A 16750-nucleotide genomic window follows, 5' to 3' on the forward strand; every position below is an offset into this window, starting at 1 on the left:
TATTGCAATTGAAAATATATATTATAATAAATTTAATAAAAGTAAATATATTAATTATTATTTAGCTCTTCTTCCTGCTGTTTATACCAAAGTTCTGCGTAATAGCCTTTTTGTTTTAGTAAGGTTTTATGGTTGCCACGCTCAACTATATAACCATTATCTAAAACAATAATTTCATCAGCATCGATTATTGTTGATAATCTGTGAGCAATAATTAAGGTAGTATAATGCTCCGATATCTCTTTAAGACTTGCTTGAATCAGCTTTTCGGTTTTAGTATCAAGCGAGCTTGTCGCTTCATCAAACACGTATATAGATGGATTTTTGAGTAACGTCCTTGCTATGGCGATGCGTTGCTTCTCACCACCTGAAAGCTTTAAACCCCGCTCGCCTACTTGAGTCTCATACCCCTCCGGCAGGCTAATAATAAACTCATGAATATGGGCGTTCTTTGAAGCAGCTATAACCTCATCATAGCTAGCCGAATTATCACCATAAGCAATATTGTAATATATTGTATCATTGAACAAGACAGTATCTTGCGGCACGATTCCAATAGCTTTGCGAAGCGAGCTTTGTGTAACCCCTCTTATGTCCTGCCCGTCTATAGTAATACTGCCACTATTAATATCGTAAAATCTGAAAAGCAAACGTGAGATAGTCGATTTGCCTGCCCTACTACTACCCACTATGGCAAGCGTCTTACCACTATCTATAGTAAAGCTGATATCATGCAAAATCGGGCGTTCTTGATTATAAGCAAAATTCACCTCTTTAAAAGCGACTTCGCCTTTTGATATAGTAAGCTCTTTAGCGTCTTTAGAATCCTCTACTTCTTCTGGTATGTCTAAAAGATTAAACATATCTTCCATACCAACTAAGGCATTCTTAATTTCCCTATAAGCAAATCCAAGTATTGAAAGCGGAATTGATAGCTGGAAAAGATAAGTATTAACCATGATTAAATCACCGACAGTCATTTTACCTTGATTTATTTTAGTCGCCGAAAGTATCATAAGAGCGACAAGCCCAAGGGATATTATAACATCCTGCCCTATATTTAAAATGGATAGGCTATTAGTTGTCTTCGTTGCTGATTTTTCATAAATTTGTAGTGCCTCATTAAATTTAGAGGCTTCATATTCCTCATTACTAAAATATTTAACAGTCTCAAAATTCAGCAAGCTATCGATTGCCCTATTATTTGCGGTATTGTCGCTTTGATTCATCTCTCGTGCAAACGAAATCCGCCAAGTACTAATTAGGAAAGTGTAAAGAACGTAAATTGACATGGTTACTAAGATAGTGAAAGAAAACCAAATGCCATATACATACCATAATATCCCGCTTACAAGTATGATTTCTACACTTGTCGGAAGAATATTAAATAGTGAATAACGCAGCACCGCTTCTATGCCTTTAGTGCCACGCTCTATTGACCTACTTAAGCCGCCAGTTTTTCGGGTAATATGAAACCGCATGCTTAAATTATGCATATGCTTAAAGACATTAAGAGCAATAAGCCTAGTCGCTTGATGCCCTACTTTTGAGAAGATAATATTCCGTAACTCGCTAAATATCTGAACAAATATTTTAGTCCCGCCATATACCATAATCATGCCAATAGTGACCGAAAGGGCTAGGTTTTTATTTAAGCCGTCTATTACGTATTTATAAACTATTGGTACGAAAATATTTATTACTTTAGCAAGCAACAAACAAATAAGTGAAGTAACGATCCGCAAACGTATGTTAAAATCCCTCGACCATACATAAATAAGGCAGAAGTGAATAGAATGAATTTTTATGTTGATTTTGATTAGTCATTGCTCAGTGTCATCCCGTGGCTTGTCCACGGGATCCAGTTAAAAATAAAAATATGAAAAGCTCGATTGCTCTCGCTTTATGCTGGATCCCGTGGACAAGCCACGGGATGACATCGAGAGCGTTTTTCGAGCCATGCAACAACGCTTTGCCTACGTGGGATGACGGACAGGGTAATGCGATCCAAGCCACGGGGTGACATATAATTTAGTCTTTCTTCGGCTGTCCTTCTAGCAACTTATCTAATCTTCCCTCTTTGTCAAGATCGTATAAATCATCACAACCACCTATATGCATATTATCTATAAATATCTGCGGAAATGTTAATCTATCAGGATTATTTAACTTCTTTCTTAATACTGCTACGTTTGGATCTTGAGAGTTTTGAACTTCGATTTCTTCATAAGCAACTTCTTTTTTATCAAGTAGTGCTTTAGCTTTCATGCAATAGGGACAACCGGCAAGGGTGTAAATAATAATAGCGTGTAATATAGCTTTATTCATAATGTTGTACTCTTTTATTAAATTTTAATATATTATCTTAAACTATAAATGTTAAAGCAAGAAAAAAGCGATGAGTAACTTTTCTATTATATCAGATTATAAACCAGCAGGTGATCAACCAAAAGCAATTGATGAAATTATCAAGGGCTTAAACAACAAAAAGCGTTCTCAGATGTTGCTTGGTATTACAGGCTCGGGTAAAACCTTTACTATGGCAAATATCATAGAAAGAACCAACCGACCGACGCTTATTATGGCACATAATAAAACGCTAGCTGCACAAATTTATTCTGAAATGAAATCAATTTTTCCCAAAAATGCAGTTGAATATTTTGTCTCATATTATGATTATTACCAACCAGAAGCTTATATCCCGAAAACCGATGTTTTTATAGAAAAAGACTCTTCAATTAACGAGCAGATTGACTTAATGAGGCACTCAGCTACAAGATCGTTATTAGAGCGTCGTGATGTTATAGTTGTGTCCTCTGTTTCTTGCATTTATGGTCTTGGTTCCCCTGATTTATACTATCAAATGACAGTCAATTTAGAGCCTGGTAAAAGTTACCCTCGTGATAAGCTACTTAATGATTTAGTGAATTTGCAATATGAGCGTAATGATATTGGTTTTGAACGTGGTTGCTTTCGGGTTAAAGGCGATAATGTTGATGTTTTTCCATCACACTATAGTGATAAGGCTTGGCGTTTGTCATTTTTTGGTAATGAACTTGAGTATATTCACGAATTCGATCCGCTAACTGGTGAAAAACTTGTCAAGCTTGATAAGGCTATAATATACGGAAATTCTCACTTCGTAATGCCGAAAGAGACAGTAAATAAAGCAATATCAGAAATTGAAGAGGAATTGCAAAAACGTATCGCATTCTTAAAATCTCAAGATAAATTACTAGAAACACAAAGGATCAATCAACGCACTCAATACGATCTGGAAATGCTAACCGAAACAGGCAGCTGTAAAGGTGTAGAAAATTACTCCCGCTTTTTCACAGGTCGTAAAGCCGGAGAACCACCGCCCACCTTGTTTGAATATCTCCCAAAAGATGCATTATTATTTGTTGATGAAAGCCACGTATCCGTACCGCAAATTAGAGCTATGTATAACGGTGATAGAGCAAGAAAAGAAGTGCTGGTAGAGCATGGATTTCGTCTGCCGTCAGCTCTTGATAATAGACCGCTAAAATTTGAAGAATGGGATAATTTTAGACCACAAACTGTTTTCGTATCAGCAACGCCTTCGCTTTTTGAGTTAAATGAAACCGGCGGCGAAGTTGTAGAGCTAATAATTAGACCTACGGGGCTGCTTGATCCTGAATGTATTATTAAGCCAGCTACTAATCAGGTTGAGGATTTAGTGGGCGAAATTCAAAGCACGATTGCCAAAGGCTTCTGCGTATTAGTTACCACTCTTACCAAAAAAATGGCAGAAGATTTAACCAATTATTTGCAGGAACTTAAATATAAAACCTCTTATTTGCATTCTAACATCCACACATTAGAACGTATCGAAATATTAAGGGATTTAAGGCAAGGAACAATTGATATTCTAGTTGGGATTAACTTACTGCGTGAGGGTTTAGACATTCCCGAATGCGGTTTAGTTGCCATACTTGATGCTGATAAAGAAGGGTTTTTGCGTTCGGAAGTATCGCTGATACAAACGATCGGTAGAGCTGCAAGAAATAGCGAGGGCAGAGTTATACTTTATGCCGATAAAATGACTAAGTCTATCGACAAAGCTATTAGCGAAACGATGCGTAGACGGACTATTCAGCAAGAACATAACGAAAAATATGGCATAATTCCAAAAACCATCAACCGCACTATCCATGCTTTAGCAGAGCTTGAGAAAGTAGATAGTAAGCTCGATAAAAAACAAACGCATAATTTATTTGAAAATCCAGCTAAGCTAAAGGCTCATATTGATAAACTGAGAAAAGAAATGCTTAAAGCTGCAAGCAATCTTGAATTTGAACAAGCAGCAAAGCTTCGTGATCAACTCAAAACCCTTGAAGAAGCAGCATTAGAATTGAGCTAAATTTACGATAAGTAAACCTCTTTATCTAAAGTCCCCTCGCTATTATCAACAAGCATAGTGATTGTTGCATCACCTGTTATATTAATGGTAGTGCGTAACATATCAAGAATTCTATCTATTCCAGCAATAATTGCTACACCCTCAATCGGTAAATGTACAGATGAAAGCACCATAGGCAGCATTATTAAAGAAGCACCCGGAATACCAGCACCGCCAATTGAGCCAAGAGTTGAGGTTAGAATAATTACTAAATAATCATGCGGAGCAAGCGTTACACCCATCATTTGAGCAAAAAAGATAGTAGTAAGCGATAAATTTATAGCAAAGCCATCCATATTAATTGAAGCACCTATCGGCAATACAAACGAGGTACTAGACTCTGAAATCCCAAGTTTCTCACGACAAACTTGCATAGTAGTTGAAAGAGTCGCTTTACTACTTGAAGTAGAAAAAGCAAGTATCTGATACTCAAAGCTTTTCTTATAAAAAGGTATAGGAGAAACACGACAAAATATATATATAAGCAAACCGAATACTAAATATTGAAATGTCATTGCCACAACAACCGCTATAACAAGCTTTGAAAGGCTTATCATTACTTCTATGCCTTGCGTACCTATAATCCAAGCTGTTAGAGCAAAAGCACCATAAGGCGATAATTGAATAACAAATGATATCATTTTTAGTACTAATTTCGACATTAAATGTATTAAATCAGTAATAGGTTCCGCTGCTGCTTTCATTTTATTTAAGGTAATCCCAACAAAGACGGCAAAAAATACTACTTGCAAAACATCACCATTTGCAAAAGCACCGACAGCATTATCAGGTACTATATTTACAAAGAAATCTATTATATTAAAGGATGTTCTCTCAACCTTGCTAGAGCCAGAAGGAGAAAAATCTATATGCATGCCTACGCCGGGCTTCAATATTGCCGCAACAGCAAGACCAAAGACTGTAGCAAAAAAAGTAGTACCTAAAAAAGCTACTACCGCTTTCATGCCTACCCTGCCAAGTGCAGAAGTATCATTCATACTAGTAATGCCTGAAACCAAGCTAAAGAAAATTAGCGGTGCAATGATCATTTTTATCAAACGTAAAAATATGTCACCGACTGGCTTAATATAATCAACATATTGCGGTAGGTAAATACCGAATATAATACCGAAGATTAGACCTAAGGTAACTTTTTGCCATAATTTCATTTTTTACTCCGAATATACTTACTTAATTTAATTTTAATTCAACCATAGGTTTATTTACAATTTTGATTAATCCATTCTAAGTATTTTTGAAAGCCGCAGTCAATATTTATTTTTATTATTTGCGGTAATTCATAATTATGAACTTCAAGGATTTTATTTTCAATTTCTTTATAATTAGAAGATCTTGTTTTAATTATAATTCTATATTCTTTTTCAAAGTTTACTTTTCCTTCCCATTTAAAGTAACTTTTCACATCATCGATTTGTATGCAAGCAGCAAGATCTAACTCTAATAATAGAGAGGCTATTTTTTCAGCAATTTGTAAATCATTAGTCGTGGTCAAAACTAAGCAAAACTCTTGCACGCTTAGACCTCAACAAAACAATTAGGTGTTTCAAATAGTTTTATATTAGTAACAAAGAATTTTTGACTTTCAAAAAGCTTAGGGAAAATCTCATTTTTTAAATGCAGAGCAATATTTTCTGCCGTCGGATTATTCTTTAAATAATATACTTTCTGACCTGTGTGACTTTCAATTTTCTGCCCGATTTCTTTATCACCTTGATGCAAGATTAGGCTATGGTCAAAATTTTCATCAACCCAGCCTTTAGCTAAATCTTTAATCAAGCCAAAATCCACTACCATACCAAGTTCATCAGTATTTTTTGCTGCTATAGTTATTTCGAGAACATAGCGATGACCGTGCAGATATTGACATTTATTTTGATGACCGATAATTCTATGCCCTGCATCGAACTCAATACGACGAGTACATTTTATCATTAATTATAACTCCAAGCAAACTATAAGTTTAGCAGTAGCTTTTCAGGACTTTCTATTAGCTCCTTAATTTTTACTAAGAATGAAACAGCTTCCTTTCCATCAATTATGCGGTGATCGTATGATAGAGCTATATACATCATCGGACGTATTTCAATTTTACCATCTATAGCCACTACTCTTTCCTCAGTTTTATGTAGTCCTAAAATACCAGATTGAGGCGGATTAATAATAGGAGTAGATAAAAGCGAACCATATACACCGCCATTAGAAATCGAGAATGTGCCACCTGATAAATCAGCCATAGAAAGCTTACCATCTCTTGCTTTTTTAGCTAGCCCCCCTATTGTCTTTTCAATATCAGCAAATCCCATTTTGTCAGCATCTCTAACAACCGGCACGACAAGACCTTGTTCTGTTCCAACTGCTACACCTATATCGTAATAATTTTTATATACTAAATCATCACCATCTATCTCAGCATTTACTGACGGAATAAGCTTTAACGCTTCGATAGTTGCTCTAACAAAGAATGACATAAAACCAAGCTTTACGCCGTGCTTTTTCTCAAACTCATCTTTATACTTACCACGCAGAGCTATAACTTTTGACATATCAATTTCGTTAAAAGTAGTCAAAATAGCAGCTGTATTTTGTGAGTCTTTTAAACGCTGTGCAATGGTTTTACGCAAACGTGACATACGCACACGCTCTACTCTTTCCTCACTAGCTTTAGCTGAAGAAGTGGTAGAAGTAGCGGCAGGAGTAGGAGCGTTCATAGTCTCTAATACATCACCTTTGGTAATTCTACCATCTTTGCCTGTTCCTTTTATATTATTTGGATCAAGCTTATTTTCAGTAACTAATTTCTGCACAGATGGAGCAAGGGTATTATTAGCAACTGCTGGCTTTTTTGGTACTTTTTCTGGAACAGGCTGGGAAGCTGTTTGAGGTTTTGCTGCTTCGTTACTATTTGTTGCTACAGCTTCCCCCTCATTTATATCGCCTATTTCTTCACCAACTGCAACATTTGCTCCGTCAGCTTTTATTATTTTACCTATAGTACCATTGCACGGGGAATTAACTTCTAATGTTACTTTCTCAGTTTCAATTTCCAATAATAATTCATCGGTTTTAACAGCATCGCCCTCTTTCTTATACCACTTGGCAATAGTCGCTTCTGTTACCGATTCACCGAGAGACGGCACTATAATTTTAACACCCATATTATTTTACTCCTAAGGCTTCTTTTAATAATTTTTCTTGCTGCTTATTATGTGCTTGTAGTGAGCCTACTGCCGGAGATGCTGATTCTTCTCTACCTATATATTTGAATTCATTATTAATTCCTGCTTCTTTTAAAGCATTATTTAGGTGAGAGGTTATATATCTCCAAGCTCCCATATTCATTGGCTCTTCCTGACACCAAATAAATTCACTTGCTTTATTATATTTTTTTAACAGCTCTACTACAACCTTTTTTTCAAATGGGTATAATTGTTCAAGCCTAATAATCGCTATACTACTATTACTGCCACGCATTTCAAATAGATCATAATACACCTTACCGCTACATAAAATTACTTTAGTAATATTGCTTGCTTCTAGTTTATTTACTTCATCTAAAACCGGCAAGAACGTAGTATTACTACCTAACTCATCAAGTTTAGAAACCACATTTTTATGACGCAATAAAGATTTCGGTGACATCACGATTAATGGTTTTCTAACATTATCAATTATTTGACGACGAAGTAGATGGAAAATTGAAGCAGGCGTAGTAGGATATGTAACATACATATTATCCTCAGCTGCTAGCTGTAGGAATCTCTCAAGTCTTGCTGAGCTATGCTCTGGTCCTTGCCCCTCAAAACCATGTGGTAGTAAAACTACTAGTCCGCTCATGCGAAGCCATTTTGTTTCACTACTTGAAATAAATTGATCAAAAATAATCTGAGCTCCGTTAGCAAAATCGCCAAACTGTGCTTCCCATAAAACTAAATTTTTTGGGTTTGCGAGTGAATAACCATATTCAAAACCAAGCACTGCATATTCAGATAAATTACTATCTGCCACCTCATATGTTGCTTGTTCTTTAGACAAATTATTTAGAGGTATATAGGTAGTATCATCAACTTGATTATGTAATACCGAATGACGATGCGAGAAAGTGCCACGTCCGCAGTCCTGCCCTGTTAATCTTATATTAGTACCAGATGTTAGCAGGCTTGCAAAAGCGAGCTGCTCAGCTGTTGCCCAATCAATAGGCTGATCTGCGGTTAAAGCAGCTTTTCTAGCGTCAAATAGCTTAACTAATTTTGGATTAACGGCAAAATCTTTCGGCATTTCGCATAGTTTAGTCCCTAGACTTTGTAAGGTCTTTTTATCTACCCCAGTTACTGCCACTTGTGTGCGAGTGCGAGTAATACCTTGCCACAAACCACCTAAAAAATGAGCTTCTTGCTTATAATTCTTAGCCTGCTCATACTCCTTATCTAGTTTTGCTTTAAACTGTTCTTTTAATTTAGCAAAATAATTATTATCGATCACACCACTTTTCACTAGCTCATTTGCATAGATATTTCCAGGCGTTAGCTTACTCTTGATAATGTTATACATTTTACCTTGTGTATACATTGGCTCATCGCCCTCATTATGCCCATATTTTCGGTAGCAAATGATTTCCACAATAACATCTTTACCGAATTTCTGCCTATATTCTACCGCAATATTTGTGGCTTTTAATACTGCTTCTATATCATCACCATTAACATGCAAAATCGGTACTGCTATTATTTTTGCAAATTCCGTAGAATATCTACTGGCTCTGGTATCTGCTGCATTTGCTGTAAAACCTAGCTGATTGTTAATTACGAAATGTAGCACTCCGCCAATATTGTAAGCAGCTAGGGGTGACATAGATAAGCTTTCTGCCACAACTCCTTGACCACAAAAAGCAGCATCACCATGTACTAAAATAGCTTTGACTTTACTACGTTTATTATCTTTAAGCATGTCCTGTTTTGCTCTTACTTTACCTGCAAATATCGGGTTTACAGCTTCTAAATGTGATGGGTTATCAGCAAGTGATAAATGTATTTTCTTATCACCTACGACCCTATCCGATGAATAGCCTAAATGGTATTTTACATCACCTGAAACATTTAGCTCATCAGGAAAAACGCTTCCGCTTATAAAGCCTGCAATAACGGCTCTGTAAGGCTTACCAACTACTTTAGTTAGCGTGTTTAATCTTCCTCGATGAGCCATACCTATAACGATCTCTTCCACACCTTGATGCAGAGATAAATCAATAGCCTTATTCATAGCAACTATGGAAGCATCACCGCCCTCTACCGAGAAACGCTTAGCTCCTGGGAATTTTGTATGTAGATATTGCTCAAATCCTTCTACTTCTACTAAGTCATTTAGGATATTTTTCTTTTCTTCCGAGGAAAATGAAATGACACCTGATTCTAATTTAGAATATAACCAATTTTTTTCTTCCTCATTTTCTACCTGCTCAAATTCAACTCCAATAGAACCTGCATAAGTTTTATCCAGAAAATTAACCAACTCGCCTAAATTATATGTTTTTTCTAAAAATTTATGTTCTATTACTTTACTAAGCTGATCATTTGTAAAACCAAAATTTTCTATACTGAGCTTTAAATCCTCTTTAGTTTTAGTAACTTCAAGCCCAAGCGGGTCTAGCTTTGCAAGATAATGGGCATATTTACGATAATTTTTTATCATCGCACCAACATTAAAATTATTTGTGGTGGATACAGGATTTTCTGAAGTTTTAGACTCTTCTGTGGCTGCTGCTTTTAAAATTATTTTAGCAGTACTTTTATTAAGAAGCTGATTGCTATCCTTAACTGAGCTAAAAAACTCTTGCCAAGTTTGATCAACTGAAGCAGGATTTTCTAAATATTGTTTATATAGTTCCTCAATAAAAACAGCGTTCCCACCGAATAAAAAACCTGTCTTTTTTAAATTTTCTTCCATATTATTTTTACGATAATTTAATTTTTTAACGCCATTGCGACGAGATGTTCTATGTCATTTCCACATAGGCACATAGGTGTCAACTTAAGGCTCGGTGTCATCCCGTGATTTATTCACGGGATCCAGCATAAAGCGAGAGAAATCGAGCTTTTGACTTTAAAAACTTACTGTATTTTGCTTTTTTCTGGATCCCCGCTTTTAGCTAGGGATGACATCAGAGCCACACAAAAATCTAGACACAAGTCACGGCATGGCACCTCGTTTATTACAAATACTTCTCTTCCAAGTACTTAATGAACACTTCAGGATTTATATTCTCCTCACCGCTAGCACTCTTTAGCAAATCAGGCGAATTTTTTAGTGAACCGAAATTTCTGAAATTTTTATTCAAATAATTATTTAAGTTACTAAAGTCACCTTTTAAAATATCATCTTTTACGCTTTTGTTTATTTCTTTTACTTTCTTCATTACCATTGATGCAATAATTGCCCCATTTGTGTAAGCTGGAAAATAACCGAACCATCCGCTAGACCAATGAATATCTTGCAAACATCCTTCACTAAAGCTTCTAGGTTTTATTCCTAAATATTCCTGCATCTTACTATCCCAAAAATTTGGCAATTCATCAAGATTTAATTCACCGCTAATAAGTAATTCTTCTATTTCAAAATGCAATATTACATGCATCGGGTAAGTTACCTCATCAGCGTTAACTCTGATAAAATCCGGCTCAACTTTCGTAATTGCCCTATATAAATTATCTGCCGAATATTCTTCCGACTTAAGGTTAAATTCATCACGAAGTAATTTTGCTAAAAACTCCGTAAACTCTCTTGACCTACCTACTTGCATCTCCATAAACAAAGACTGACTTTCGTGAAAAGCCATGCCTTTAGCACGTCCGACCGGCTGCCCCTTGTACATTTCTGGTAAGTTCTGCTCATATAAAGCATGTCCAGTTTCGTGAATAATCCCCATTAAGCCGCTTATGAAATTATCTTTATCATATCTGATAGTTAAGCGTATATCATTTGGTGTTCCACCGCAAAAAGGATGAGTAGACTCATCAAGCCGCCCTTTTGTAGTGTCAAATTGCATAATTTCCATTATACGCTTGCCGATATTTTTTTGTATTTCAGGACTTAATTCAGTACTTTTTACCAGTTCTTTTTGACTTTTCTGCTTTTCTAAAACCTTACCAATAAGCTCAGAAAGATTTTCTTTAACATATGAAAAAACTTTTTTAATCTCGCTGCTTGTTCTACTTGGATCATACATATCAATTAATGCATCGTAAGGACTGCAATTAAATACACCTGCACGTACTTTAGCAACTTCTCTTGTATAATCTAAAACTTTCTGCAAATGAGGCTTAAATAAATTATAATCATTAGTATTTCTTGCTTTTCGCCAAACAAGTTCAGCTTTAGTAGTTGCAGCTACTATTCTTTTTTGTAATTCCTCATCGATACAATTTGCATCTAATATCTTCCGCTCAATTTCTCTTATATTAGCATTCTGCCATTCATCAAGATTTTTTGCCTCTTCCTTTGCTCTGCTAACTAACTCTTTAAGCAACGGGGATTTTACCAGAGAATGAACTAGCGAAGTTAAAGATACCATCTCGTTTGTCCTACTTTCCCCTGAACCTATAGGCATATTTACCGCTATATCCCAATATAATATGCTTAAGATATTTTTAAAATTTGAGATGGTTGAAAGTTCATTTTCTAGTTTTTTGTAATTGTTCATATATTCCTTATTGTTTGTCATTGCAAGGAGCTTTATTATATGATTTCTCTTTGTCATCCCGTGGTCAAGCCACGGGATGACAAAGTAGTTCCTTAGCCGCCTTTAAGCTTGCTTCAGTAATTGCTTTACCTGAAATCATGCGGGCAAGTTCTTGCTGTCTTTCGGCTAAATTTAAAGCTTTTACTGTTACTTTTGTTTCTTTTTCTAACTGCGTTTTCTCAATTTTTATATGCAAATCTGCTTTTCCCGCTACTTGAGGCTGGTGCGTTATAACTATTACTTGCGTAGCTGAGCTAAGCTTTTTGAGCCTTTCACCAACTTTATCTGCAACCTCACCGCCAATTCCCACATCTATTTCATCAAATATAATAGCAGGTTTAACCATTTTATTAAATAAGGAAGTTTTTAAAGCAAGCATAAATCTTGATAATTCACCGCCCGAAGCGATTTTATTAATTGCCTCTGGAGACATCCCCGGGTTGGTGGAAGCTTTAAAAACTATATCATCTATGCCATATGCTGCCGCTTCTTTTCTTTCTGCTATATTAACATGAAAAGTAGCTTTTTCCATTTTTAATTGCTTTAATTCATGGTGCAGCACTTCTTCTAAACGCTTTGCTGCGGCAAGACGTTTGCCCGATAAATCCTTACCAAGTTTATAATATTCTGTACTTAATTTTGCTTCTTGCACTTGCAATTCTGCTTGATTTGCTATTTTCCCTTTCAAGCTATTTAGCCGATTTAAAGATTCCTCTAAAAATGTCTTAAGTGCGTCAGCAGAAACATTATATTTGCGACTAATTGCTTTTATTGCAAATAATCTTTCTTCTATTTCTTCAAGGTTATAATCTAACTTGTTAAAATTTTCTAGAAGATTCGATAAATTTTGTCTCGCCTCTTCTAAATTATTATAAGCTTCTTCAAGATTTGTAGAAATATTTGCGAATTCTTCATTTTGGCTTTGCTTTGCTAATAGCTTTTCTGCTTTACTAATTGAGCTATTTATTTCAGGATTATTAACTTGCTCGAAAATATCTTTGATTAGCTGCAAATCTTTATCTTTATTTTGCAAATCTTTTCGTATATTTGTTAGCTGCTCTTCTTCGCCTGTTTGAACATTAAGCTTAATCAGCTCTTCGGTTACGAAGTTCAAATAATCAATTTCTTGTTCTATGGAATTTTGTTTAAGTGCTATTTCAGCAATTTCATTACGGATATTCTGCCACGCTTGATAACACTTGGCAAGCTGCATACGAAGTTCTAAAAGATCCCCAAAACTATCTAAAATATCACGCTGCGTATTGATTTCTAAAAGGGAAATATTATTGTTTTGTCCGTGAAGTTCAAATAAATAAGTAGCTAATTGTTGCATAATAGCTTTGTTAACTACTTGATTATTGATAAAGAAATTTTTGCGTCCTTCTGCTTTTTGGACACATTTTATAAGTAGCGATTCCTCTAATTCAATGAAATTTTGAGTTAGGAAATTTTTTATTTCATCATTTAATGAAAAGACTATATTAACGGCTGCATAATCTTTCCCATGCTTTATTATGCCGGCACTTGAAGTTTTATAGCCCAAACAAAATAAAATAGCATCAAGTAAAATAGACTTACCGGCACCGGTTTCGCCGGTAATAACGCATAAACCATTAGTAAATTCGATTTCTAACTCGTCTATCAGGATAAAGTTTTTAACTGAAAGACTATGAAACATAGTCTACTCGATGAATTTCAAAAATTGGCATCGTCGTCCTACAAGTACTGCGGTACTCACGTATTAATATACGCTCCGTTCCTCGTCTTGTGGATTCCTTGCTCTTTTTGAAATTGATCTTCGTATACATACTATTTATTTACCAATATTGTATCCTTTAATTAATTTATAAGCATAGCTATACCATTTACTATCTGGATAGTTATGACCAAGAACCGAAGCATATTTCATTGCCTCATCCGATAATCCAAGCATCATATAGCTTTCAGTTAAACGATAAAGTGCTTCTACACAATGAGAGGTAGTTTGATAATTTTCGACTACTTCTTCAAATCGATTAATTGCTGCCATTGGATTCTTCTTCTTTAAATAGAATCTACCAATTGTTAACTCTTTACCAGCTAAATGATCATTTACTAAATCAATTTTTAAAGATGAATCAATAGCATATTTAGTATTTGGGAATTTTGTAATTAGATCTTCAAAACTATCTTTAGCCAAGAAAGTTCTAGATTGATCATGATTCACATCAGAAATTAGCATATAATATGAAAGAGCTTTAAGGTAATATGCATAAGCAATATCAACATTTGCAGGATGTAAATTAATGAAAATATCAAGTACATCAACTGCCTCTTCGTATTGAGCAGCAAGGAATAATGAGTATGCCTGCATCAACTCTGCTTGCGGCGTAAATTCATTACCCGGATGCTGATAAAATATTTTTTCAAATTCTTCAGCAGCATTTTTATACTTCTTTTTCTCAAGCAGAGTAACACCCTCATTATAAAGAGTAGAAATAGGAGTAACTAAATCATCGTTACTTTTTTTGCTTTTACATCCGTTTAGAATTAGCCCTAAGCATAAAAGGGCACTTAATATTTTTGCTAATTTCATAAGAACTTAAAATTCAGTTAATACCTAAATATACATATAGGTTTAAAGGATTTCAAGAATTCAATTTCTAAAATTTTGTAAACTTATATATTTTTGCTAGGTTTTGTGTGTTTTTGATAAGGGTTTTTATTATTTTAATAGAAACTAGAATTTATAATGTTTGAGCTTTTAAATCTTAAAAAAAGAAAAAGTACCCATAAGAGCAAATCTTATGAGTACTTTATCTTTAGAACTTAAATGTTAACAATTACGAAGTAACGCTGGTGGTACCACAATTAGCATTACCAGTACTATCTGATACCATAGATACTATGTCTGGAGCTTTAAATAATATTATAATTGCCGCAACTATAACTAAAGCTACTTCCCATTGTAGTTTTCCTCTAAGTGTTTGAATACCTAGCACGATTATACCAACAACGGCAATACCTCTTGCTGTATTACCTCTAAATACTAAAATTACATTACATAATGCCGCACCTACTGGATCACCAACGCTAGCTGCAGCTAAACTATCCATGGACATTGTTATAATAGCTAAACCAAGTACCATAAATAATAGACGTAGCGACATGTTGTAATCAATTAATTCTTCATTTAATTTACGCAAATTCATATTTTTTACCTCAATTATGATTAGTTATTTAAAGATTAATGTATATTCTATTTACATATAAATCAACCTATAAATATATGTAATTTAAATTAATATACCAAAATATTGCAAAAATACTTGTTTTAAGTAACATTATAATCACATATTATGGTCTATAGTCTATGACTAACTACCAAATATATATACAAAAGTAAATAAAAATAACCATACTACATCAACAAAATGCCAGTACCATGCTGCAAATTCAAATCCTAAATGCCCATTATTTTTAATAGCAAAGTCACCTCTTCTCGCCCTGAAACAGCATACTATTAAAAATATAGTACCTATAATTACATGTGCACCATGAAAGCCAGTTGCTAAATAAAAATTAGACGGATATATACCATCAGTAAATTTAAAAGCCGCATGGTAATATTCATATGCTTGCATACAAGTGAAGAATATTCCAAGAATTATAGTAAGACCAAGAGCCGTTACACAATCTTTTTGATTACGTTCTTCTAAGGCATAATGAGCCCAAGTAACAGTAGTACCAGATAAAAGTAATATTAAAGTATTAATAAAAGGAATATCAAATGGATCAAAAACTTTAATGTTAGGTGGCGGCCATACGCCTTGTTTTATTACCCATACACCATCTAAAAGACCAACAGGCGATAAACTTGATTTAAAGAAAGATGCAAAAAATACTCCAAAAAACATTATTTCGGTTAAAATAAATAAAGCCATCCCAATTCTTAGACCATGTCTAACAGGCTCGGTATGACTATGATCTATTATTCCCTCTTTTATTACATCTCTCCACCAAGAATATAAGCAATAAGCCACTGAAATAACTCCAAAAGCTAATATGTAATGGTTAAATTTATAGCTATGCATAAATGAAACGCCACCCGCAACTAAAATAAGCAAAGCGAATGAAGTTAAAATAGGCCAAGGGCTTGGATCAACTATATGAAATAAATGTGACTTAGTAGTAGGATGAGAATTATTCATATTTTATTTTTTTATTTCTGATTACATACGTAAATATAAATTATTATTTATTTAAAAGCAAATTTTACCACAAAATATCAGCCAAAAAATATAAAAATAGTGCTTATTAACTGAAAATTACATTTTTTATCAATATAACAACTAAAGCCTCTTGACTATTTATATTATTCAACTAATATATGAAATGCTAATGATGTTTAAGCTCCATTGTTGCAAGACCAATCTGTCAAAAACTTATAAGTCAAGTTTATGCCAGGGGTCTGTTATTATAAGTGAGTAAAATCATGAAGTATAATGGAGGTTGTTATATTGTAACAACGGAGCTTAACCCCTGGCACCCTATTTTTTCTTAATTCCTAATACATGAAGACTATTAAACTTCAG

At 34.5% G+C, this 16750-nt stretch carries 12 protein-coding genes and 1 pseudogene; 1 reads left to right on the top strand and 12 read right to left on the bottom strand.

The annotated features are described in order from the left end of the window. Positions 1–50 precede the first annotated feature (50 nt). Positions 51–1827, bottom strand: a pseudogene (locus tag RBE_RS05680) (ABCB family ABC transporter ATP-binding protein/permease). 204 nt (positions 1828–2031) lie between these two features. Continuing rightward, the gene (grxC, locus tag RBE_RS05685; protein ID WP_011477752.1) at positions 2032–2328 is read right to left on the bottom strand and encodes a glutaredoxin 3; all 297 of its coding nucleotides are present in this window, start codon (positions 2326–2328) and stop codon (positions 2032–2034) included. A gap of 70 nt (positions 2329–2398) precedes the next feature. Between grxC and uvrB the strand changes: the two genes are divergently transcribed. Next, positions 2399–4384: an excinuclease ABC subunit UvrB gene (uvrB, locus tag RBE_RS05690; protein WP_011477753.1), complete on the top strand. Its 1986-nt coding sequence runs from the start codon at positions 2399–2401 to the stop codon at positions 4382–4384. Between the two features lie 2 nt (positions 4385–4386). Here uvrB and RBE_RS05695 read toward each other — a convergent pair whose 3' ends face one another. From RBE_RS05695 to RBE_RS05740, 10 genes are all read right to left on the bottom strand, one after another. Beyond that, positions 4387–5592 (bottom strand): dicarboxylate/amino acid:cation symporter, encoded by a 1206-nt coding sequence (locus RBE_RS05695; protein ID WP_011477754.1) that lies wholly within the window; start codon positions 5590–5592, stop codon positions 4387–4389. A gap of 50 nt (positions 5593–5642) precedes the next feature. After that, complete coding sequence (cutA, locus tag RBE_RS05700; protein WP_011477755.1) at positions 5643–5957, bottom strand: divalent-cation tolerance protein CutA; 315 nt, start codon at positions 5955–5957, stop codon at positions 5643–5645. Positions 5958–5959: 2 nt separating this feature from the next. Beyond that, positions 5960–6376 (bottom strand): 6-pyruvoyl trahydropterin synthase family protein, encoded by a 417-nt coding sequence (locus RBE_RS05705; protein ID WP_011477756.1) that lies wholly within the window; start codon positions 6374–6376, stop codon positions 5960–5962. Positions 6377–6396: 20 nt separating this feature from the next. Further along, positions 6397–7599 (bottom strand): 2-oxoglutarate dehydrogenase complex dihydrolipoyllysine-residue succinyltransferase, encoded by a 1203-nt coding sequence (odhB, locus tag RBE_RS05710; protein WP_011477757.1) that lies wholly within the window; start codon positions 7597–7599, stop codon positions 6397–6399. A 1-nt stretch (position 7600) separates the two neighbouring features. Then, positions 7601–10384, bottom strand: a complete 2784-nt coding sequence (locus RBE_RS05715) for a 2-oxoglutarate dehydrogenase E1 component (RefSeq protein ID WP_011477758.1) — start codon at positions 10382–10384, stop codon at positions 7601–7603. Positions 10385–10649: 265 nt separating this feature from the next. Beyond that, complete coding sequence (locus RBE_RS05720) at positions 10650–12137, bottom strand: carboxypeptidase M32 (RefSeq protein ID WP_041804899.1); 1488 nt, start codon at positions 12135–12137, stop codon at positions 10650–10652. A 64-nt stretch (positions 12138–12201) separates the two neighbouring features. Next, positions 12202–13854, bottom strand: a complete 1653-nt coding sequence (gene recN / locus RBE_RS05725) for a DNA repair protein RecN (protein ID WP_011477760.1) — start codon at positions 13852–13854, stop codon at positions 12202–12204. A 135-nt stretch (positions 13855–13989) separates the two neighbouring features. Further along, positions 13990–14751 carry an outer membrane protein assembly factor BamD gene (locus RBE_RS05730; protein ID WP_011477761.1) on the bottom strand — a complete coding sequence of 254 codons (762 nt, stop codon included), beginning with the start codon at positions 14749–14751 and terminating at the stop codon, positions 13990–13992. Between the two features lie 247 nt (positions 14752–14998). Then, complete coding sequence (locus RBE_RS05735) at positions 14999–15367, bottom strand: TrbC/VirB2 family protein (protein WP_011477762.1); 369 nt, start codon at positions 15365–15367, stop codon at positions 14999–15001. 165 nt (positions 15368–15532) lie between these two features. Then, positions 15533–16366, bottom strand: a complete 834-nt coding sequence (locus RBE_RS05740) for a cytochrome c oxidase subunit 3 (RefSeq protein WP_011477763.1) — start codon at positions 16364–16366, stop codon at positions 15533–15535. Between the last annotated feature and the right edge of the window lie 384 nt (positions 16367–16750).

Source organism: Rickettsia bellii RML369-C (assembly GCF_000012385.1).
In the GTDB taxonomy this organism is placed as follows: domain Bacteria; phylum Pseudomonadota; class Alphaproteobacteria; order Rickettsiales; family Rickettsiaceae; genus Rickettsia; species Rickettsia bellii.

What these genes read in the sequence shown, in the direction of transcription:
- grxC (WP_011477752.1), bottom strand. Translation starts at nt 2,328, where the DNA reads ATGAATAAAGCTATATTACACGCTATTATTATTTACACCCTTGCCGGT.
- uvrB (WP_011477753.1), top strand. Translation starts at nt 2,399, where the DNA reads ATGAGTAACTTTTCTATTATATCAGATTATAAACCAGCAGGTGATCAA.
- RBE_RS05695 (WP_011477754.1), bottom strand. Translation starts at nt 5,592, where the DNA reads ATGAAATTATGGCAAAAAGTTACCTTAGGTCTAATCTTCGGTATTATA.
- RBE_RS05705 (WP_011477756.1), bottom strand. Translation starts at nt 6,376, where the DNA reads ATGATAAAATGTACTCGTCGTATTGAGTTCGATGCAGGGCATAGAATT.
- odhB (WP_011477757.1), bottom strand. Translation starts at nt 7,599, where the DNA reads ATGGGTGTTAAAATTATAGTGCCGTCTCTCGGTGAATCGGTAACAGAA.
- RBE_RS05715 (WP_011477758.1), bottom strand. Translation starts at nt 10,384, where the DNA reads ATGGAAGAAAATTTAAAAAAGACAGGTTTTTTATTCGGTGGGAACGCT.
- RBE_RS05720 (WP_041804899.1), bottom strand. Translation starts at nt 12,137, where the DNA reads ATGAACAATTACAAAAAACTAGAAAATGAACTTTCAACCATCTCAAAT.
- recN (WP_011477760.1), bottom strand. Translation starts at nt 13,854, where the DNA reads ATGTTTCATAGTCTTTCAGTTAAAAACTTTATCCTGATAGACGAGTTA.
- RBE_RS05730 (WP_011477761.1), bottom strand. Translation starts at nt 14,751, where the DNA reads ATGAAATTAGCAAAAATATTAAGTGCCCTTTTATGCTTAGGGCTAATT.
- RBE_RS05735 (WP_011477762.1), bottom strand. Translation starts at nt 15,367, where the DNA reads ATGAATTTGCGTAAATTAAATGAAGAATTAATTGATTACAACATGTCG.
- RBE_RS05740 (WP_011477763.1), bottom strand. Translation starts at nt 16,366, where the DNA reads ATGAATAATTCTCATCCTACTACTAAGTCACATTTATTTCATATAGTT.